General features: G+C 65.5%; 19 protein-coding genes. 7 read left to right on the plus strand and 12 right to left on the minus strand.

Annotated features, from left to right (window positions below; all coding sequences use genetic code 11):
- Position 1 precedes the first annotated feature (1 nt).
- From G3N61_RS11335 to G3N61_RS11360, 6 genes are all read right to left on the minus strand, one after another.
- Positions 2-448: a hypothetical protein gene (locus G3N61_RS11335; protein ID WP_346778567.1), complete on the minus strand. Its 447-nt coding sequence runs from the start codon at positions 446-448 to the stop codon at positions 2-4.
- Between the two features lie 71 nt (positions 449-519).
- The gene (locus G3N61_RS11340) at positions 520-1,011 is read right to left on the minus strand and encodes a hypothetical protein (RefSeq protein ID WP_241017697.1); all 492 of its coding nucleotides are present in this window, start codon (positions 1,009-1,011) and stop codon (positions 520-522) included.
- Complete coding sequence (locus G3N61_RS11345) at positions 1,011-1,682, minus strand: M35 family metallo-endopeptidase (RefSeq protein ID WP_205822422.1); 672 nt, start codon at positions 1,680-1,682, stop codon at positions 1,011-1,013. Before G3N61_RS11345 ends, G3N61_RS11340 begins: the two co-directional genes overlap by 1 nt.
- Positions 1,669-2,235: a PAAR domain-containing protein gene (locus G3N61_RS11350; protein ID WP_205822423.1), complete on the minus strand. Its 567-nt coding sequence runs from the start codon at positions 2,233-2,235 to the stop codon at positions 1,669-1,671. Before G3N61_RS11350 ends, G3N61_RS11345 begins: the two co-directional genes overlap by 14 nt.
- Before the next feature lie 693 nt (positions 2,236-2,928).
- A complete protein-coding gene (gabD, locus tag G3N61_RS11355; RefSeq protein ID WP_021156413.1) occupies positions 2,929-4,398 on the minus strand; it encodes an NADP-dependent succinate-semialdehyde dehydrogenase in 1,470 nt (489 codons plus the stop codon).
- Positions 4,399-4,487: 89 nt separating this feature from the next.
- A complete protein-coding gene (locus G3N61_RS11360; protein ID WP_043180957.1) occupies positions 4,488-5,777 on the minus strand; it encodes a 4-aminobutyrate--2-oxoglutarate transaminase in 1,290 nt (429 codons plus the stop codon).
- Positions 5,778-5,897: 120 nt separating this feature from the next.
- On the opposite strand from G3N61_RS11360, the gene G3N61_RS11365 reads away from it, so the two are divergent.
- The gene (locus G3N61_RS11365; RefSeq protein ID WP_043180954.1) at positions 5,898-7,409 is read left to right on the plus strand and encodes a PLP-dependent aminotransferase family protein; all 1,512 of its coding nucleotides are present in this window, start codon (positions 5,898-5,900) and stop codon (positions 7,407-7,409) included.
- A gap of 109 nt (positions 7,410-7,518) precedes the next feature.
- Here the strand turns inward: G3N61_RS11365 and G3N61_RS11370 are convergent, their stop codons facing one another.
- From G3N61_RS11370 to G3N61_RS11380, 3 genes are read right to left on the minus strand one after another with little or no spacing between them, the layout of a single operon-like run.
- Entirely contained in the window at positions 7,519-9,051 is a 1,533-nt protein-coding gene (locus tag G3N61_RS11370; protein WP_205822424.1) for a YfcC family protein, read from the minus strand.
- A gap of 30 nt (positions 9,052-9,081) precedes the next feature.
- Positions 9,082-9,855: an IclR family transcriptional regulator gene (locus G3N61_RS11375; RefSeq protein ID WP_205822425.1), complete on the minus strand. Its 774-nt coding sequence runs from the start codon at positions 9,853-9,855 to the stop codon at positions 9,082-9,084.
- The gene (locus G3N61_RS11380) at positions 9,852-10,751 is read right to left on the minus strand and encodes an N-formylglutamate amidohydrolase (RefSeq protein WP_205822426.1); all 900 of its coding nucleotides are present in this window, start codon (positions 10,749-10,751) and stop codon (positions 9,852-9,854) included. Before G3N61_RS11380 ends, G3N61_RS11375 begins: the two co-directional genes overlap by 4 nt.
- A 349-nt stretch (positions 10,752-11,100) precedes the next feature.
- On the opposite strand from G3N61_RS11380, the gene G3N61_RS11385 reads away from it, so the two are divergent.
- Entirely contained in the window at positions 11,101-12,204 is a 1,104-nt protein-coding gene (locus tag G3N61_RS11385; RefSeq protein ID WP_205822427.1) for a porin, read from the plus strand.
- A gap of 33 nt (positions 12,205-12,237) precedes the next feature.
- Here G3N61_RS11385 and G3N61_RS11390 read toward each other — a convergent pair whose 3' ends face one another.
- Positions 12,238-13,074, minus strand: coding sequence for a DMT family transporter (locus G3N61_RS11390; protein ID WP_043180941.1), 837 nt, complete (start codon positions 13,072-13,074; stop codon positions 12,238-12,240).
- Between the two features lie 106 nt (positions 13,075-13,180).
- Between G3N61_RS11390 and selD the strand changes: the two genes are divergently transcribed.
- The 3 genes from selD to G3N61_RS11405 all read left to right on the plus strand — a co-directional run bounded on the left by selD (position 13,181) and on the right by G3N61_RS11405 (position 16,259).
- Positions 13,181-14,245, plus strand: coding sequence for a selenide, water dikinase SelD (gene selD, locus G3N61_RS11395; RefSeq protein ID WP_205822428.1), 1,065 nt, complete (start codon positions 13,181-13,183; stop codon positions 14,243-14,245).
- A gap of 71 nt (positions 14,246-14,316) precedes the next feature.
- Positions 14,317-14,907: a LysE family transporter gene (locus G3N61_RS11400; protein ID WP_089451786.1), complete on the plus strand. Its 591-nt coding sequence runs from the start codon at positions 14,317-14,319 to the stop codon at positions 14,905-14,907.
- Positions 14,908-15,179: 272 nt separating this feature from the next.
- Complete coding sequence (locus G3N61_RS11405; RefSeq protein ID WP_043180933.1) at positions 15,180-16,259, plus strand: purine nucleoside permease; 1,080 nt, start codon at positions 15,180-15,182, stop codon at positions 16,257-16,259.
- Between the two features lie 220 nt (positions 16,260-16,479).
- On the opposite strand, the gene G3N61_RS11410 is transcribed toward G3N61_RS11405, so the two are convergent.
- Complete coding sequence (locus tag G3N61_RS11410) at positions 16,480-16,773, minus strand: DUF4148 domain-containing protein (protein WP_089451788.1); 294 nt, start codon at positions 16,771-16,773, stop codon at positions 16,480-16,482.
- A 429-nt stretch (positions 16,774-17,202) separates the two neighbouring features.
- A complete protein-coding gene (ceoR, locus tag G3N61_RS11415) occupies positions 17,203-18,207 on the minus strand; it encodes a putative multidrug efflux transcriptional regulator CeoR (protein ID WP_043180929.1) in 1,005 nt (334 codons plus the stop codon).
- 174 nt (positions 18,208-18,381) lie between these two features.
- Here ceoR and G3N61_RS11420 point away from each other — a divergent pair, with 174 nt between their 5' ends.
- Positions 18,382-19,242 (plus strand): alpha/beta hydrolase, encoded by an 861-nt coding sequence (locus G3N61_RS11420; RefSeq protein ID WP_043180926.1) that lies wholly within the window; start codon positions 18,382-18,384, stop codon positions 19,240-19,242.
- A gap of 32 nt (positions 19,243-19,274) precedes the next feature.
- Positions 19,275-20,492, plus strand: a complete 1,218-nt coding sequence (ceoA, locus tag G3N61_RS11425; RefSeq protein WP_205822429.1) for a multidrug efflux RND transporter periplasmic adaptor subunit CeoA — start codon at positions 19,275-19,277, stop codon at positions 20,490-20,492.
- Positions 20,493-20,516 lie beyond the last annotated feature (24 nt).

The raw sequence follows: 20,516 nt of genomic DNA on the forward strand, positions 1-20,516 counted from the left end.
GTCATTGCACCTTGGGTTTGGGATTGAGGTTCGGGCAACAGTGGTTGGGGCAACCCGGACCAACGTTCACTTCGACGCGTCGCCCGGATTGGTTGAACTCGTCCGGTTTGAAAATTTTCCCAGCCAAGGCGCTTTTCTCGCCACGGATCGAATGCTGATCCAGGACCGCCATCACGTTTTCCGCTCGTCGCGTTGCAAGTTGTTGCGCGTCGAGTTCGGTTTGTTCGGCCAGTCCGATCAGCCATACCGTATCTATGATCGGAAAGCGCTTGTGCATGTCGCTCGACCATGCGGACAATCTCGACAGTTCAGTCGAAGAAATCGTGCTCGAATCAGCATTAAAAGCAATGTCGATGTAGTGGGCGGGCATGTTCGATGCGCCGTCACAGGCGAACGCCGTGTGTGCGCAACTCAACGCAAGCGTGAGGGCGGTCACGAGCTGAGTCACCGTCGATATCGTACCCGGCGACACTGCTGGCATTTTGGAATGAGAACACCGCATACGCGGGCGCTCCGTGGTCAGCGATTGATGAGCTTGCTGTGTGGCTTCACGCGAGGGTCGTCACACATCCATGCGCAGCTGCCTTTACATATCGGCGTAAATTCCACGATGAGCTGATTTGTTTTTATTGTGCCGTCCGGTCGTCGCGTAATCATTTCATCGGAAAATGTCTTTTTGTCGATGAGGATGTGATCGGTACTGATCCCAAGTTGTTGCAAATATTCCTTTGCGTTTTCTCCACGCATATCCTTCAGTTTTTCGATGTTCCTCTCGTAAACGAAAGCGCCTGCAATGATTATTGCTTGAATTTCAACATTCGGCCATTTTTTTGCCTCGATAACGCTATCGGCTATCGTTACTCTGTCTGCATTGGAAAGCGTGGTCGTGTTGAGCGGAAGTTGCAAACGTGCTTCCTCGCCGATCGTGCACGCCACCGCTGAGGTCAATAGCATTGACGACAGCGTGAGCGCGCAGACTGCAACGCTGGATCTGAAAGAATTTTTATTCATTATTCGATCGTCTTGTCAAAGGTTGCTATGTATCCGGTGAGGCTGTCGGCGTTATTAATGGCGAGGTCCGGGTTGTTCATCGCAAAAAATTTCATTCCGGATTCGCTATTTCCATACATGGCGTCATCTGCATCGAATGTGTCGGTGAAGTGGGTGCATTCGTGAATTAGCACCTTTATCTGCGCCTCATGATACAACTCGCCAAACGGGTCGCTGCAAAATGACGAATAGATAGCAACGACTCGTTTATTGGAGTGGGGCTTGCAAACGGCAGCACGGTTTTGACCGCTGTCAGGTACGACTGTGCAAGATAGATTCTTGCCGGTTTCGCTGTCCCATCGGACAATTTTTTCTGGCACTAGCTCTTGCATCGCGGAGCGCAATCGTGGAAGACCGGCCGATAACGTGTTGCGAATCTGCGCATCAGCACGTCCAAAATAGGTGGTGACGCGCGCCTGTTCGTTCGCGTCCCATCTTGCTAGTGCTGCAATACGGGAATTAATCAGACGGACGGCTTCATCGCGCGCGCGCATCACGATCTTTCTGAACGCTTCATTGCTCATGTTCGGGCAAATCGGCTTCGTGTTGATATCGACATACACCTTGGAACCGGGCCTTGTGTTCGTCATGGCCGTGTCGTGTACCAGCACGTAGTCGTCAGGATTCGACATTTCCGTTCCTCGCGATCTCGAACTTGATCGATTCCGCATACGCGGATGTGATGCGTTGCGTGTGGCCTGTCGCGTCTGTCACGCCGCTGAATATCTTTCCGGACGATAGGCGAATCCGATATCGGACATTCGCGAGAGGTCGCCCGCTGTCCGCCTCGCGTAACACATACTGTTCGTCATGGATGCCAGATGCAGGCCCATATCGCCTGGGCCCGAACGAAGAAAGCGTGGTGGTTGGGTTTGCCGCGTAGTAGTCGCCGTCGCCGTGGCCATCGTCGTCCTCGTAAAAGAACGTGCAATCGCCGCCGGATATGAGAAGGTTTTGTCCGCACGGGCAGAGCACCGCGTCGCCCTCCAAAGCCATACATCGCCCGTTGGATATCACGCCCACCGCGCTGCCAGCTATCGGAAACATCCCCTCGCAGTTTCCACATGTCGCCTTGTCGCCATTTACGGCGATGGTCTTGTTTTCGCTAAGCATATCTGACGAACCACTGATGACGATTCCGCCTGTCGTCGTCGGGTCGCCGATCCTCACTGCCCGTCGGCTCATGGTTATATCCTCAATTGAAGTTGGTAAGGACCTGTTCGGCTGACTTCGAGTCATGCATCGCGCATTGACCGATCGCGGCATCTTCAACGGAGATAACCGGCGCATGTTCTTCTTCCATCGACCCGGATGCGTTGTGTGGGGACAAGCCATAGACAATGGCCGGTGAGCTTTTCGCTGTCTATAGAACGAGTACGATTTCTGGTTCGTAGTCCGACTTAATTTGATGGTGTGAAACGGCCATCGAAACCGGTGCGAAGGGTGATCGAGCAGAAAGCGGCAGCATCGGTGCGCCTGAGGCAGCAGGCGATGCGCGTGGTGGAAACGGTGAGCGTGTTTGGATGAGCACGCGGAGCGATGCCAGGAGTGCGGCGGGAAGGTCACCCGCCCGTACGCCTTGCGGGCTCTTTGTACGCCGGACCGTCAGGTGAGGTGTGCATACGCGAGCAACCCGGATCGAGGCGGAGCGCTCAACCTAGCGACTTGCTGTGAAATGGGAAATGAGACTTGAACGAAATTCGTGCGCGATATGACGTATCGGCGGATACGGCGTCGAAATCGCGTGCGCAGAACGGAGCGACATCGCGCATATCAAGATGACGCAGGCACGGCGGAGAGGGACACCGGCCCGCGTCGGACCGCCCGGTTCCGGCCGGGCGGTCAGGGCCTGTCGCTGGCGCGCCAGGCCCTGAACCGTCAGACGGCGAGGCAGAGGTACTTGATCACGACGTAGTCGTCGATGCCGTAGTGCGAGCCTTCGCGGCCGAGGCCCGACTGCTTCACGCCACCGAACGGTGCGACTTCGTTCGAGATCAGGCCCGTGTTCACGCCGACCATCCCGTATTCGAGCGCTTCCGCCACCTTCCACACGCGGCCGATGTCGCGGCTGTAGAAATACGCGGCCAGGCCGAACTCGGTGTCGTTCGCGAGACGGATCACTTCGTCGTCGCTGCCGAACTTGAACAGCGGCGCGAGCGGCCCGAACGTCTCTTCCTTCGCGACCTTCATCGCCGGCGTGACACCCGTCAGCACGGTCGGCTCGAAGAAGCCGTGGCCGAGCGCGTGGCGCTTGCCGCCCGTCACGACGGTCGCGCCCTTCGCGAGCGCGTCCTCGATGTGCGCCTCGACCTTCAGCACCGCCGCTTCGTTGATCAGCGGGCCTTGCGTGACGCCGGGCTCCGTACCGCGGCCGACCTTCAGCTGGCCGACGGCCGCCGCGAGCTTCTGCGCGAACTGGTCGTACACGGCTTCATGCACGTAGAAACGGTTCGTGCACACGCAGGTCTGGCCGCTGTTGCGGTACTTCGATGCGATCGCACCCTGCACGGCCGCATCGAGATCCGCGTCGTCGAACACGATGAACGGTGCGTTGCCGCCGAGCTCCAGCGACACCTTCTTGACCGTTGCCGCGCACTGCGACATCAGCAGGCGGCCGACCGGCGTCGAGCCGGTGAACGACAGCTTGCGCACGATCGGGTTCGACGTCAGCTCGCCGCCGATCGCCTTCGGGTCGCCCGTGACGACGCTGAACACGCCGGCCGGCACGCCCGCGCGCTCGGCCAGCACGGCCATCGCGAGCGCGGAGAACGGCGTTGCCTCGGCCGGCTTCACGACGATCGGGCAGCCTGCGGCGAGCGCCGGGCCGACCTTGCGCGTGATCATCGCCGCCGGGAAGTTCCACGGCGTGATCGCCGCGCACACGCCGATCGCTTCCTTCGTCACGACGATGCGCTTGTCGCTCGCCGGCGTCGGGATCGTGTCGCCGTACACGCGCTTGCCTTCTTCCGCGAACCACTCGAGGAACGATGCGGCATAGCCGATTTCGCCCTTCGCTTCAGCCAGCGACTTGCCCTGCTCGGTCGTCAGGATCAGCGCGAGGTCGTCGGCGTTTTCCATCATCAGGTCGTGCCACTTGCGCAGGACGACCGCGCGTTCCTTCGCGGTCTTCTTGCGCCACGCCGGCCATGCGGCGTTCGCGGCTTCGATCGCGTGACGCGTCTCGGCCGTGCCCATCGCCGGCACGGTGCCGAGCAGGCCGCCCGTTGCCGGGTTGCGGACTTCGAACGTCTCGCCGTTCGTCGCGCCTTGCCATTCGCCGTTGACGTACGCCTGCTGGCGGAACAGCGACGGGTCTTTCAGTGCCAGGGTTTCCTGAACAGTGCTCATATGAATCACCTGCTTCGAAAAGGACGGATGAAACGGCCGCCGCCGTCATGAAGACGGCGGCGGCGCATTCAATTGAAGTCGACGGGAACTCAGGCCGGCACGCCGACCGTTTCCTTCAGCACTTCCTCGAGGATCACGAGTGCTTCGTCGAACACGGCTTGCGGAATCGTCAGCGGGAACAGGAAGCGCACGACGTTCGAGTACACGCCGCACACGAGCAGCAGCAGGCCGCGCTCGAGCGCACGCGCCTGCACGCGCTTCGTGAAGTCCGCATCCGGCTCGCCCGAGCCCGGCTTCAGGAACTCGACCGCGATCATCGCGCCCGGGCCGCGCACGTCGGCGATCTGCGGCACGTCGGCCTGCAGTGCGTTCAGCTTCGCCTTCAGCACGTCGCCGAGTTGCGTCGCGCGTTCGCACAGCTTCTCTTCGTCGATGATCTCGAGCACCGCGTGTGCCGATGCGACGGCCAGCGGGTTGCCCGCGTACGTGCCGCCGAGGCCGCCAGGCGCTGCCGCGTCCATTACGTCCGCACGGCCGACGACGCCCGACAGCGGCATGCCGCCCGCAAGGCTCTTCGCCATCGTGATCAGGTCGGCCAGCACGTCGTAGTGCTGCATCGCGAACAGCTTGCCGGTACGCGCGAAGCCGGTCTGGACTTCGTCGGCGATCAGCAGGATGCCGTGTTCGTTACAGATCTTGCGCAGCGCGCGCACGAACTCGGCCGGCGCCGGGTTGAAGCCGCCTTCGCCCTGGACCGGTTCGAAGATGATCGCGGCGACGCGCTTCGGATCGATGTCGGCCTTGAACAGCATCTCGATCGCCTTGATCGAGTCGGCGGTCGTCACGCCGTGCACGGCGTTCGGGTATGGCGCGTGGAACACGTCGCCCGGGAACGGGCCGAAGTTCAGCTTGTACGGAGCGACCTTGCCGGTCAGCGCCATGCCCATCATCGTGCGGCCGTGGAAGCCGCCCGCGAAGGCGATGACGCCCGGGCGGCCGGTCGCTGCACGTGCGATCTTGATTGCGTTCTCGACGGCTTCTGCGCCGGTCGTGAAGAACGCGGTCTTCTTCGGGAAGTCGCCCGGTGCGCGGTCGTTGATCTTTTCAGCCAGCTCGACGTACGACGCGTACGGGACGATCTGGTAAGCGGTGTGCGTGAAAAGGTTCAGTTGATCCGAGATCGCCTTGACGATCTTCGGGTGGCGGTGGCCCGTGTTCAGCACCGCGATGCCGGCGGCGAAATCGATGAAGCGGCGGCCTTCGACATCCCACAGTTCCGCGTTCTCGGCGCGGGCTGCGTAGAACTCGCACATCACGCCAACGCCGCGCGGGGTGGCGGCGTTCTTGCGGGCCAGCAGGTCGGCATTCTTCACGGTCATCTCCTTGATGTTCTTTCCGGTGAGTAGGGAATCGGGCGCGTTGGCAGCCCATGGAGGCGACTATAATCACATTTGGCTCTGACAATCAGAGCCATTTCAATAAATATACAGGAGCCAATCATGCGCGCGAGCGTGTTGTCGGACTGGCTGGCGCAGCGCCTCGTGCGCGGCGGCGAACAGCCGATCTACCGGCAGCTTCACCGGCTGCTGCAACAGGCGATCCTGTCGCGCGAACTGCCGGCCGGCACGCGCGTACCGTCGTCGCGGCTGCTCGCGGCCGAGCTCGGGATCGCGCGCAACACGGTCACGCAGGTTTACGAACAGCTTGCGCTCGAAGGCTATGTGAATTCGGCGACGGGCCGCGGCACCTTCGTGGCCGACAGCGCGCCGGACGAGATCGTCGGCGCACCGCCCGACGCGGCCGCGGCGCGACCGGCGCTCGTGCTGTCGTCGGCGCGGCGGCTGTCCGCGCGTGGCACGCGGCTCGTCGAAGGCGCCGGCGTGTCGAAGCGGCAGGGCGGCGCGTTCATGCCGGGCGTGCCCGATGTGTCGCGATTTCCGGCGCGCGTGTGGACGCGGCTGCACAACAAGTACTGGCGCCGGCTGCGCCCCGATTTGCTGACCTACGCGCCGGGCGGCGGGCTCGCGCTGCTGCGCGAGGCGCTGGCCGACTACCTGCGCACGTCGCGCTCGGTGCGCTGCACGCCCGAGCAGATCGTGATCACGACCGGCATCCATCAGTCGATCGACCTCGCGGTGCGGTTGCTGACCGACCCGGGCGACGCGATCTGGACCGAGGATCCGTGCTACTGGGGCGTGCGCAGCGTGCTGAACGTGTCGGGGCTGACGACGCGGCCGATTCCGGTCGACGACGAAGGGATCGCGCCGTCGGCCGCCGATCTCGCGGAGCCGCCGAAGCTGATGCTCGTTACGCCGTCGCACCAGTATCCGCTCGGCATGGTGATGAGCCTCGCGCGGCGGCGGATGCTGCTCGAATACGCGCGCCAGCACGGCTGCTGGATCATCGAGGACGACTACGACAGCGAATTCCGCTACGGCAGCCGGCCGCTTGCGTCGCTGCAGGGTCTCGACACGTCGGGGCAGGTGATCTACGTCGGCAGTTTCGGCAAGACGCTGTTCCCGGGGCTGCGGGTCGGCTACCTGGTCGCACCGGAGCCGCTCGCGGAAAGCTTCGCGACCGCGAGCGCCGAGCTGTATCGCGAAGGGCAATTGCTGCAGCAGGCCGTGCTCGCGGAATTCATCGCGGAAGGGCACTTCGTGTCGCACATCCGCAAGATGCGCACGCTGTACGGGCAGCGCCGCGAAGTGCTGCTCGACGCGGTCGCGCAACGCTACGGCGACACGCTGCACGCGCTCGGCAGCGATGCGGGGTTGCATCTCGTCACGCAGTTGCCGGAGGGTGTCGACGATCGCGCGGTTGCGCAGGCCGCGCTCGAACGCAACATCGTCGTGCGGCCGCTGTCCGGCTACTACGCGGATCGCGAGCGCGCGGCGTCAGGGTTGCTGCTCGGCTATGCGTGCGTGCCGGAGGACGAGATCGCGACCGCGTTCGCAACGCTCGCCGAGGCGATCGACGAGCGGGCGTTCGGCGGGGCGGTCGAGGTGGCTTGAACGGCGCATCCAGCGGCGGCATGGCGTCGTGATGCACACGGTTGATGGCCGATCGAGCCATTCTCTCCGCAGGGCGGAGAGAATGCGCGTTTCACGGCGGCCCCGACCCTCAATACCCGATCCACACCGCGAACGTCAGCACGACGCACGATAGCGCGAGCAGCGTCAGGAACAGCGGCAGCACGAAGCGGATCCACGCACCGAAATCGACGCGTGCCGTTGCCAGATACGCGAGCAGCATCCCCGACGTCGGCGTGACGAGATTCGTCAGGCCGCCGCCGAGCACGAACGCGAGCACCGAGGTCTGGCCGCTTACGCCCGACAGCTGCGCGATCGGCCCGATGATCGGCATGCTGACTGCAGCCTTGCCCGACACCGACGGAATGAACACGTCGAGCACCATCTGCACACCCATCAGCCCGTTCGCGACCCACACGGGCGACTGGCCGTCCGCCATTCGCGTGAAGAAGTTGATCAGCGTGTCGAGCACGAGGCTGTTCTGCAGCAGCAGCTCGACGGACGCGGCGAGCCCCATCAGCAGCGCCGCGAGGATCATGTTCTTCATCCCGTCGACGAACGCATCGGCCGCGCTGCGCGAATCGAGCCCGCCGATCATGGCCGTCGCGATGCTCACGAACGTATAGAACGCCGCCAGCTCGACGTTGCCCCACTTCAGTTCGCGCGTGCCGTAGATCAGCATCGCGACGGCCGCAGCGAACACGGCCAGCGTCGCCTTGTGGCGCAGCGACAGCTTCGCGGCCGCGTGCGCGGCGTGGCCGGCGGCGGTCTGCCCGGCGCGATAGCCGGTGCTGCGCACGTAGCGCAGCAGGTACAGGATGCCGATCGTCAGGAAGACGACGAACACGGCCGCGCGCAGCGCGACGCCGCTGAACAGCGGCACGCCGACGAGCGGCTGCGCGACGGCCAGCGCGAGCGGGTTCGTGACCGACGCGATATAGCCGATCTTCGCGGCGAGCGCGACGAGTGCGACCGCGAACAGGTCCGATAGGCCGAGGCGCCGCGCGATCACGACGACCATCGGAATGATCACGAGGTACTCGGAGATGAAGCCGAGCAGCGTGCTGCCGAGCCCGATCAGGATCATCAGCAGCGGCGTGAGCAGATACGCGTTGTTGCCGGTGAGCTGCAACAGCCGGTCGATGCCCGCATCGACCACGCCGGTGCGCCGCATCACGCCGAACATCCCGCCGACGAACATCACCATCACGATCAGCGGCGCATTCTTCAGCAATCCTTCCGGTATCGCGACGAACGCCGAGACGAGGCTCGCGGGCATCGCATGCGTGGGCGTGCTGTGGCTGACTGCCGGCGCGACGAGCGTCGCAAGCGCGGTGGTCTTCGGCACCACGTGATAGGTGCCCGGCACGACGAGGCGGCCGTTGCGCTCGAAGCGGCCGGAATCGACGCTCCACGTGAGCGCGATCGCGATGGCCAGCACCCACAGCATCATCACGACCGGATGCAGCATCCGGCCGTGCGGATGGGGTGCGCGATCGGCGTGGGCCGATGCGTCGCCGGTTGCGCTGTCGGCCACGTTGTCGGTCGAGGCATCGGCCGGGGCCGCGATCGCAGTGGCGTCGGCGGCGCGCGCGCCGGTCGGGTTCGGGGAAGAGGCGGGCATCGGATCCTCGTCGGTGAGGGAAGCGGGCCGTCAGGCCGGTTGCAGCGCGGCGCGCGCCGGGACGTAGCCGAGTTCGGCGGAAATCGCGTGGCTGCACGCCTGCAGGCGTTCGAGATAGTCGGGGATGTCGGCATGGCTCACGCGCACTTCGGGCCCCGTCACGCTGACCGATGCGACCGTCGCGCCCGTGAGGTCGCGCACCGGCACCGCGATCCCGACTGCGCCGGGCGTCACCTCGCCGCTGCTCACCGCATACCCCTTGCGCGCGACCGCGTCGAGTTCGCCGGCGAGCTTCGCCGGGTCGTCGGCCTGCCCGTTCCGGCGCAGTTGCGCGAGATATTCGTCGCGCACCGCGTCGGGTGCGAACGCGAGCAACACCTTGCCCGATGCGCCGAAATTGATCGGCCGGCGGTTGCCGACCGCGCCGACGGTGCGCACCGCGTGCGTCGTTTCGCAACGCGCGACGCACACCGATTCGAGCCCTTCGCGCACGCGCAGCACGATGGTCTCGTTGATCGCCTGGTTGAGCGCGAGCATGTGCCGGTGCGCGGCGCGCACGAGCGCGTTCTGCTGCGACGCGGCCACGCCGATCACGAACGCCTGCGGGCCGAGCGCATAGGTGGACGTGCGTGGGTCCTGCACGACGAAGCGGTGCAGTTCGAGCGTGCACAGCATCCGGTACGTGCGCGACTTGTTGATGCCGAGTTGCGACGCGAGCTCGGTCACGCCGAGGTTCGGATGCTCGGCTACATAGGTCAGCAGCTTCAGTGCGCTGTCGACGGCGTCGACGATGTAGGTCGTCATGCGGGGTCTCCCTGCGGCGCGATGTGCGCGCGGACGTAGTCGGCGAGCGCGTCGAGATAGGCGTCGACCGAGCGCTTCAGCGCGGCGAAGCCCGCGTGTTTCGCGAACGCGGTCTCGTCCATGTACAGCGCGCGGTTGAATTCGATCTGGATGCCGTGGCGTTGCCGTGCGGGATCGGCGAGCGCGGTCAGCAGGTCGCCGCCCTGGTACGGGTCGTTGATCTGCACGCGATAGCCGGCATCGGCGAACCACTGCGCGGTCCACGCTGTGAAGGCCGGATCGGCGGTCGTGCCGCGCCGGTCGCTGACGACGACGTCCGGCCGCAACGCGCCCGCGTCGATGTTCATCGCGTTGCCGCGCGATTTCATCGAATGGCAGTCGATGTGCCACAGCGCGCCGTGCGCGGCATGCAGCGGCTCGGCGATGCCGGCGAGCGCGCGGCGATATGGCAGGTAGTACGCGTCGATCCGGTGGCGCACTTCCGCGAGCGACAGCTTGCGGTCGTACAGCGGCACGCCGGGCAGCGCGTCGCGCCGGATCAGCCCCATCCCGCGCTGCGTGTACGGCTGCGGCGACAGCGGCTCGGGCCACGGCTCGGCGAGCAGCGTTGCGTCGATGTCGGTTTCCGCGCGGTTCGGATCGATGTACGCGCGCGGAAACGTCGCGCCGAGCAGCGTGCCGCCGCGCGCGGGAGTGCCTGCCCACAGTTCGTCGATGTACGCGTCCCACGTCGTGCGGATCGCGTCGTCGGGTGCGACGGTGGCGAAGTCCGGCGGATACGCGATGCCGCTGTGCGGCGAGTCGACGACGATCGGCAGGGCCGGCACCGTCGGTGTCGCGATGAAATGCGCGGGCGATGCGCCGGCAGTCGCGTTGTTGCAATTAAACGTCAGCATGGGGATCAGGTTCTTTACCTAGTTTCTCGAGGCGTCTCGTTCGTTTGTTTTAATGATTAAAACAGCGTATCAATATTTCACAACGACTGAAAATCGCGGTCAAGGGCTTTTTGCGACACCGGGATTACGCGCCGCGATCGGCCTGTAATGCCCGTCGTTATTGGGCCTGTTTCATTCCTCGAAACACATTGGGATTCATCGGTATTTGACGATCGTGTGGGATTTTTGGCATCGCTTGACGCTTCAAATCGCTGAATTCGACAATGAATAAGACGATGTTTTATTCAATAAAACACGTTTCGAGCGAAATAAATCGCTCCCCATATTCAATCGATAAAAGGGGTCGGAGATGAAGCGAAAAGGGATGGCGGTCGCGCTGGCGGGTATCGCCATGGCGGCGGGTGCGACGCACGCGTACGCGCAGTCGAGCGTGACGCTGTACGGCGTCGTCGATTCGGGGATCACGTACACGAACAACCAGAACGGCCACGCCGCGTGGCAGGCGACCGGCGGCAACGAGCAGGGCACGCGCTTCGGGCTGCTCGGCAAGGAAGACCTCGGCGGCGGCACGCGCGCGGTGTTCCGGCTCGAGAACGGCTTCAACATCGAGAGCGGCGCGGCGAGCCAGGGCGGCCGGCTGTTCGGGCGCCGCGCGTACGTCGGGCTGGAAAACGACCGCTGGGGCACGCTGACGATGGGCCGCCAGTACAACGCGGCGCAGGAAGTGCTGGAGCCGCTGCAGATCGGCGCGACCACCGCGCTCACGCAGTACGCGCTGCATCCGTTCGACACCGACGACCTGAACAACACGTTCCGCACCAACAACTCGGTGCAGTACCAGACGCCCACGTGGTACGGGCTGCGCGCGGTCGGCCTGTACGGGTTCTCGAATTCGACGTCGTTCGCGCAGAACCGCGTGTGGAGCGTCGGCACAAGCTACGAGAACGGCCCGCTGCAGCTCGGCGCGGCCTACGTGCGCGTCGATCATCCGGCCATCGACACGACGGGTGCGGCCGCGTCCGACAACTACTACACGTTCATCAAGGGGGTGACGCGCCAGCAGATCTGGGGCGCGGGCGGCGCGTATGCATGGGGCGCCGCGACCTTCGGGCTGCTGTACACGAGCTCGCTGTTCAACCTGCAGACGGGCGGCGCGATGCGTTTCAACAACTACGAGGGCAGCGTGCGCTACCTGATGACGCCCGCGCTGCAGTTCGCGCTCGGCGAAACCTATACGCAGGTGCTCGCGTCGCAGGGGCCGAAGCCGAGCTCGCACTACCTGCAGACGAGCGTCGGCGCGCAGTACTTCCTGTCGAAGCGCACCGATATCTACGTGAACGCGTTCTACCAGCGCGCTTCATCGAACACGGTGGCCGCGATCGAAGGGATCTCGAATCCGTCGAGCACGCGCACGCAGATCGTCGCGGTGACGGGCATCCGCCACAAGTTCTGACGCGGCGGCAGGCCGCGGGCGCGCGCTTTCTGCTTACAGCCGGATCAGCGCCGCGCCCGCCACCACCAGCGCGCACGCGGCGAGCCGCTGCGCGCCGGGTCGCTCGCGCATCACGAGCCAGCCGATCGCCACCGCGAAGATCGAGCTCGTTTCGCGCAGCGCCGATACCGTCCCGACCGGCAAGTACCGGTACGCGAGGATCACGATCCCGTACGCGGCGAGCGAGATCGTGCCGGCGATCGCGCCCTGCGTGAGCGCGGTGCGCGAGCCGAGCACCGCGCGCGGGCCGCCACGCACCGCGCAGACCAGCACGAACTGCGGCACGCTCCACAGCACGTACACCCACGCGATGTAGCCGAGCGCGCTACCGGATACGCGCGAGCCGATGCCGTCGCAGATCGAATACGCGGCGATGAACACGCCCGTGAGCAGCGCAAACGGCACGCCTTCGCCGGAAAACCGGAAGCCGCGCCGCAGCGCGAGCGACATGATGCCGAACGACACGAGCGCGATGCCCGCGAAGCCGAACGGCGTCGGCCGCTCGTGCAGGATCGCGAGCGCCAGCACCGACACGAGCAGCGGCGAGATGCCGCGCGCGATCGGATAGATCTGCCCGAATTCGCCGCTGCGGTACGCGCGCGCCAGCGTAAAGCAGTACGCGACCTCGAGCGCGGCCGACGCGGCGATGTACGGCCACGCGGCGGGCGCCGGCGCGGGCAGCAGCGCGGCGCCGACGACGCCGAACGCGAAATACGGCAGCGACATCGTACCGAGCTGCACGAGCCGGTCTTCGCTGACGTGGAGGAAGGCATTCCAGATCGCGTGCAGCAACGCGGAGCACAGCACGAGGCCGATGAAGAGGTGGTCCATGGGCGAAGGGGCGGACGGGGGCGGGAGCGCCGTCATTATGTGGGTATCGGGCGCGCTCGCACGGAATTGTCGATAATGGCGTGTTGTTATTCACCGGATGCCGACCATGACCGAAGCCACCCAAGCCCAGCCTGCCGTTCCGCGCCTCACGAGCCTGTCGCACGGGGGCGGCTGCGGCTGCAAGATCGCGCCGGGCGTGCTGTCCGAGCTGCTGAAGCGCGCGACGCCGCCTGCCCTGTTCCCGGATCTGCTGGTCGGCACCGAGACGTCCGACGACGCGGCCGTCTATCGCCTCAACGACGAGCAGGCGATCGTCGCGACCACCGACTTCTTCATGCCGATCGTCGACGATCCGTTCGACTTCGGCCGCATCGCGGCCACCAACGCGCTGTCCGACGTTTACGCGATGGGCGGCAAGCCGATCCTCGCGCTCGCGCTGGTCGGGATGCCGATCAACGTGCTGCCGCACGAGACGATCGCGGCCGTGCTGCGCGGCGGCGAATCGGTGTGTGCGGATGCCGGCATTCCGGTCGCCGGCGGCCATTCGATCGATTCGGTCGAGCCGATCTACGGGCTCGCCGCGATCGGCGTCGTGCATCCGTCGCGCGTGAAGCGCAATGCGGCCGCCCGTGCGGGCGACGTGCTCGTGCTCGGCAAGCCGCTCGGCGTCGGCGTGCTGTCCGCCGCGCTGAAGAAGAACCAGCTCGACGCCGCGGGCTACGCGCAGATGGTCGCGACGACCACCAAGCTGAACCGGCCGGGCGCCGAGCTCGCCGCGCTGCCGGGCGTGCATGCGCTGACCGACGTCACGGGCTTCGGGCTGCTCGGCCATACGCTCGAGCTGGCACGTGGCGCGCACCTCACCGCACGCGTGCACTATGCGTCGTTGCCGTGGCTCACGGGCGTCGAGGCGTTCGTCGCCGACGGCGTGTTCACCGGCGCGTCGGGCCGCAACTGGGCCGCGTACGGCGCGGACGTCCAGCTGGCCGACACGTTGCCACCCGTCGCGCAGGCGCTGCTGACCGATCCGCAGACGTCGGGCGGCCTGCTGGTCGCGTGCGCGCCCGAGGCCGTCGATGACGTGCTCGCTTGCTTCCGTGCCGACGGCTTCGACCGCGCGGGCGTGATCGGCGAGATGGCGGACGGGCCTGCGCGCGTCGATGTCGCGTGACGCTGATTCGCCACACCTGAACGATTGCGGTCGCTAGAATCGATGCCTTCCATCGAAGGCATCGACGACCGATGAACGATTTCCTGTTCGGGCTGATGATCGCGCTGTCGGTCGGGCCCGTTGCGCTGATGATCGCGAACTACGGGATGCGCGCCGGCACCGCAAGCGGCGTGCGCGCGGCGGTGGGTGTCGCGACGGCCGACGGCTGCTATGCGGTCGTCGCGTTCACGCTCGGCGCGATGCTCGCCAGCACGCTCGCCGCGCATCTGTCGCTGTTTCGTCTGGTCGGCGCGCTCGTGCTGCTCGCAATGGGCGCGCGGATGCTGTGGCAGGCGCTGCGGGATCGCCGCCGCACGCTCGACGGCGACGCACGGCCACCGGGCAGCCGTCCGTTTTCATCGATGTTCTTCGTCACGCTGGCGAACCCGCTCACGATCCTGTTGTTCTACGGCTATGCAACGGCCGCCGCCGGTGCGCATCGGCACTGGCTGCTCGGCGCCGCGTGCGTGTTTGCCGGCAGCCTCGCGGGGCAACTCGTGTTCGCGTTCGGCGGCAGCGTGATCGGCCGGATCGTGAGGTCGCCGGGGCTGCTCGCGGCGAGCCATGTGGTGGCGGCGCTCGTCGTGCTGGGTTACGGGGTCGCGGGGCTGGCGCGGTTGTAGCGGTTGGCGGAGGACGGCCGTGCGGGCACGGCGGGAAAGTCGGTCAACTCGATAGCATTCCTGATGGTGTTGCATGAGGCGGATGCCGATTGCTGCGCAATTGCGCTCGAATGTCGGCGATGCGCATCACGCTTTGCGCGTGCATTGCGTCCGTACGGCACCATCGCTGCCGTTTCGTAGTCGGGTTCCGCATCGCGCATGCCCGTTCTATACTCCGTCGCGCAGTCTCCGAGAGCCGTTCTCACCCAACATCATCGAAACAAGGAACGCCGATGCTGACTCGCTCCATTCTTTCCGCCGCTGCATTCTCGCTCGCTGCCTGTGCCACTGCGCCGTCGATCGCGCAGGACAACCAGGGCAACGACGCGGGCAACAATGCATTCGCCGAGACCGGTGCACAGGGCCGCCCGGTCAAGGTCATGATCATCACGATGTTCGGTCCGGAGGGCCAGGCATGGCTCGACCGGCTCGGCCCGTGGCGGGACATCGCCGTGCCCGGCCTGTCGCCCGACTACCCGAACGTGCATTGCAACAAGCAGGACGTGTGCGTGGTCACGACCGGCATGGGCTATGCGAACGCGTCGGCGACGATCATGGCGCTCACGTTCTCGCAGCGCTTCGATCTGCGCCGCACGTACTTCCTGATCTCCGGTATCGCGGGCGTCGACCCCGCGCAAGGCACGATCGGTTCGGCCGCGTGGTCGAAATACCTCGTCGATTTCAGCCTGCAGTGGGAGCTCGATGCACGCGAGATTCCGGCCGGCTGGAATACGGGCTTCCTCGGCATCAACACCAAGAGCCCGAACGACAAGCCGCCGCTCGACTATCGCACCGAGGTGTTCCAGCTCAACCCGCAACTGACCGACGCCGCGGTCGCGCTGTCGCGCAATGTGGTGCTCGCCGACAGCGCGCAGGCGCAGGCCGCGCGCGCGAAGTTCACGTATGCGCCGGCGAACCGGCCGCCGACGGTGATTCAGTGCGACACGTCATCGGGCAACACGTGGTTCTCGGGCACGCTGATCGGCGAGCGCGCGCGCCAGTGGACCAAGATCCTGACCGACGGCAAGGGCACCTACTGCATGACCGCGCAGGAAGACAACGCGACGTATGAAGCGCTCAAGCGTGCGGCGAGCGTGAAGCGGGTCGACCTGTCGCGCGTCGCGCTGCTGCGCACGGGGTCGGATTTCGACCGGCCGTATGCGGGGCAGACGAGTGCCGACAACCTGCTGAACTACGCGGACCAGGGCGGCTTCGCCCCGGCGACCGAAAACCTGTACCGCGCGGGCAATCCGCTCGTTCAGGACATCGTGACGCACTGGGGCGAATGGCGCGACGGGGTGCCGCGCCGCTAAGGGCCGGGTAACGACTCAGCCGGCGGTCAGTGCGCTTGCGGGGCCGAACGGAACGGCGTCCACACCGGCGTGGTGTCGTCCCAGTGATCGAGCGGCGAAGGGAGTTGATCGTTCATCATGTGCTCCTGCAACTAACTATCTAACTGACTGACTCGGCGAGTCGTCGATAGGGAAATCGCGACGCCGCGCACGGGGCAACCCGCTGCGCGGCGTTGCGCGTTTACCGGCCCCCGCCGGCGAGCTGGTTGCTTTCCGGCATCGAGCGATACGGGCCTTGCGCCAGTTCGAGCCCTTGCGGATACGAATTGGCCTTGCGCAGGTACGCGAGCGTGCCGTCCTTGCGTGCTTGCTCGACTTCCGCGCTCACTTCGGCGCGCGTACGCGGGCCGTAGTGCTGCGAGTACCACGACGTGTTGCCGTAGTCGCCGGCATGCGGCGTACCCGAATCGGCGAAGGCCGGTGCGGACACGGCGAGCGCGAGGGCGAGGGCGGAGAGAAGATGGCGGCGGTTCATGGCGAAACTCCTAGAATTCGGAGCTGGCGCTAGCGCGCTTACTCCGGTCCCATCAAGCGGGATCTGTTCGATGCGCAACGAGGTGCGCGACAGGGTTTACTCTAGGTATCTGTTCCGTCGCGATAAATGCGGCAGATGCGAATTGAATTGTCGTGTCAGTGGAACAATCGACATCCGTACGGCTGGCAGGGTTATGCGGAAATCGCTCGAACCCGCTTGCAGCGGGCCTCGCACGGGTGCGGCGACGGCGCGCGACGACGCCTGCGGACGATTGCGTCGCCTGGCACAAAGGTTTGCTGCGGATTCGGGAAGGATCAGGTGCGCCGGGCTGGAACGTGGCGCGGAGGCGGGGCGACGCGCGGGCTGCTCAGCCCGCGCGTGCGGTTCAGTTGCTCAGTTCAGGCGCGCAGTTCGGTCGCCCGGAGCCGATTACGCGACCCATTCGTTGATGACCGGCGTGTCGAGCACCGGTGCGCGTTCGGCTTCCTCGAACGTGCGCTTGCTGCAGGTCGCGTCGAGGCAGCCCTTGCCGCTCAGCAGCGGGCAGCGGTCGAACACTTCGGCGACCCAGTCGACGAACACGCGCACCTTCGGCGACAGATGGCGGCTGTGCGGATACACGACCGAGATCGGCATCGGCAGCGGCTTGACGCCGGGCAGCACTTCCTTGAGCCGGCCTTCGCGCAGATGCGGCAGCACCATGAAGAGCGGCGGCTGGATCAGCCCGAAGCCTTCGATCCCGCAGGTCACGTACGCATCCGCGTCGTTCACCGACACGATGCCTTCCATCTTCATCTCGACTTCCTTGCCGTCGGTCAGGAACGTCCAGTCGATCGTGCGGCCGGTACGGCTCGAGAAGTAGTTGACGGCCTTGTGCTGGTTCAGGTCGTCGATCGTCTGCGGCTCGCCGTGGCGTTCGAGATAGTCGGGCGACGCGACCGTCACGCATTCGAACAGGCCGACCCGGCGCGCGACGAGCGACGAGTCCTGCAGTGCGCCGACGCGGATCACGCAATCGACACCTTCCTGCAGCAGGTCGACCGGCCGGTCGGACAGGCCGAGCTGCAGGTCGATGTCCGGATAGCGCGTATGAAATTCGCACAGCGACGGAATCACGAGCAGCCGCCCGATCGAACCCGGCATGTCGATACGCAACTTTCCGTGCGGCTTCCGGTTGTTCGCCTGGAAGCTCGCCTCGGTTTCCTCGACGTCCGCGAGGATCCGCACGCATCGTTCGTAGTACGCGGCGCCGTCCGGCGTGAGCGACAGCCGGCGCGTGGTCCGATGCATCAGCCGCACGCCGAGGAAGGCTTCGAGATTCTGGATGATCGTCGTGACGGACGCTCGCGGCAAGCTGAGCGTTTCTGCTGCCTTGGTGAAGCTGCTTGTATCGACGACGCGAGTAAACACCTGCATGGCCTGAAGCCGGTCCATCACAACCTCCGCAATCTAATGAGCCTCCCGAATAAGAAGGCTGCGCTACCTCGTGGGTAAACGCAGCCTCGGATTGTTCGGGGGCGTTGAATTGTGTTGCCGGATTATAGGCATTTATCCCAATGTCTGCCGGACCCAGAATTCGTTCCATCTCGAAATGGATGCTGCATCGTCATGGACGCTTCTGAATTCAGCAAATTCCTGAAGGCCGCGTTGCCCGTGCAAGCCACGGCAGGCGCGGCGCTGACGGTAGCCGAAGTGGAAATTCCGGGCTACGCGCAGGACATCGTGCTGCGCCTCTATCGGCGACCGGACAAGACCGGGTTGCCAGTAGTGCTTTATTTCCACGGCGGCGGCTTTGTCCGCGGTTCGCTCGAAGACGCCGATTTCGCCGCGCGTTTTTTAGCAGAACGCTTACCAGCTCTCGTAGTGTCGGTCGATTATTCGCTCGCGCCGGCTTTTCCGTTTCCGGCTGCGCCGGAGGATGCGTATCGCGCGGCCGTGTGGGCCGCGACGCGCGCCCGCGCATTCGGCGGCAACCCGAAGAAGATCGGTGTCGCGGGCCACGACGCGGGCGGCCAGCTTGCGAACTGCCTGGCGTTCATCGCGCGCGATCGCGGGGAAGTATCGATCGTCGCGCAGGCGCTGTTCGGGCCGATGCTCGACCCCAGCATGACGCGCATCGGCGACGCCGAGCGCCTCGCTTCCGACATCACCGCGCGCGAATGCGCGGCCTGTTATCGCGCGTATCTGCCGCAGGCCGCGCAACGCATGCACCCGTACGCGGCGCCGCTCGAATCGGTGCGCCTCGCGGGGCTGCCGCCGACGCTCGTCGTCACCGCGCAGAACGACGTGCTGCACGTCGAAGCGGAGAAATATGCGGGCTGCCTGATCTCGTCGGGCGTGCTCACGCAGGTGATCCGCTATCCGGACATCACGCACGCCGCGCTCGCGACGCACGAAGCCGCCTTCGAGGAAGCCGTGCGCTTTCTCCAGTGCCGCTTCCAGGCGCGCCAGCCGAACCGTTCCGAATAAGCAAAACCAATCCACGTTTACTGGAGATCCACATGGCCATCCTACGCACCTCCCGTTCCCGAATCGCGACAGCGGCGATCGTGACGCTCGCCGTCGTCGGCCTTGGAACGTTCGGCGCGATGCGCGTGAACGCGAACGCACCGGAGAAAGCGGCCGCGCCGCTGCCCGAAGTCGACGTTGCAACCGTCGTGCCGCAGACCGTGACCGACTGGCAGAGTTATTCGGGCCGCCTCGAAGCGGTCGAAAAGGTCGACGTGCGCCCGCAGGTGTCGGGCACGATCGTCGCGGTGAACTTCAAGGACGGCGCGCTCGTGAAGAAGGGCGACGTGCTGTTCGTGATCGACCCGCGCCCGTACCAGGCCGAAACCGATCGCGCGGCTGCGCAGCTCGCGGCCGCGCAGGCGCGCAACGGCTACGCGCAGACCGACTGGCAGCGCGCGCAGCGGCTGATCGGCGACAACGCGATCGCGAAGCGCGATTACGACGAGAAGCAGAATGCGGCGCGCGAGGCGACGGCGAACCTGAAGGCCGCCGAAGCCGCGCTCGAAACGGCCCGCATCAACCTCGGCTATACGCGGATCTCCGCGCCTGTCGCGGGCCGCGTGTCGCGTGCGGAAATCACGCTCGGCAACGTCGTGTCGGCGGGCGCGTCGGCCGCGCCGCTGACGACGCTGGTGTCGGTGTCGCCGATCTACGCATCGTTCGATGCGGACGAGCAGACCTACCTGCAATACATCAACGGCGCGCGCAACGGCCGCAAGGTGCCGGTCGAGCTCGGCCTCGCGAACGAAACCGGCTACTCGCGCAGCGGCGAGATCGACTCGGTCGACAACCGGCTCGACACGTCGTCGGGCACGATCCGCGTGCGCGCACGCTTCGACAACGCCGATGGCGCGCTGGTGCCGGGCCTCTACGCACGCGTGAAGGTGGGCGGCAGCGCGCCGCACGAGGCGCTGCTCGTCGACGACGCGGCGATCAACACCGACCAGGACAAGAAGTTCGTGTTCGTCGTCGATCAGCAGGGCCGCGTGTCGTATCGCGAAGTGCAGCAGGGGATGCAGCACGGCAACCGGCGCGTGATCGTGAGCGGGCTCTCGGCCGGCGATCGCGTGGTCGTGAACGGCACGCAGCGCGTGCGCCCCGGCGAACAGGTGAAGCCGCACATGGTCCCGATGACGGGCGGTGACGCGCCGTCCGCGCCTTTGGCGGACAACGCGAAGCCGGCCGCACCGGCGAAGGCGGATTCGTAAGCGGCCCGCCGCTTCGCCTCCGCG

It is taken from the genome of Burkholderia sp. Ac-20349 (genome assembly GCF_017104865.1).
Classification (GTDB): Bacteria; Pseudomonadota; Gammaproteobacteria; order Burkholderiales; family Burkholderiaceae; genus Burkholderia; species Burkholderia aenigmatica.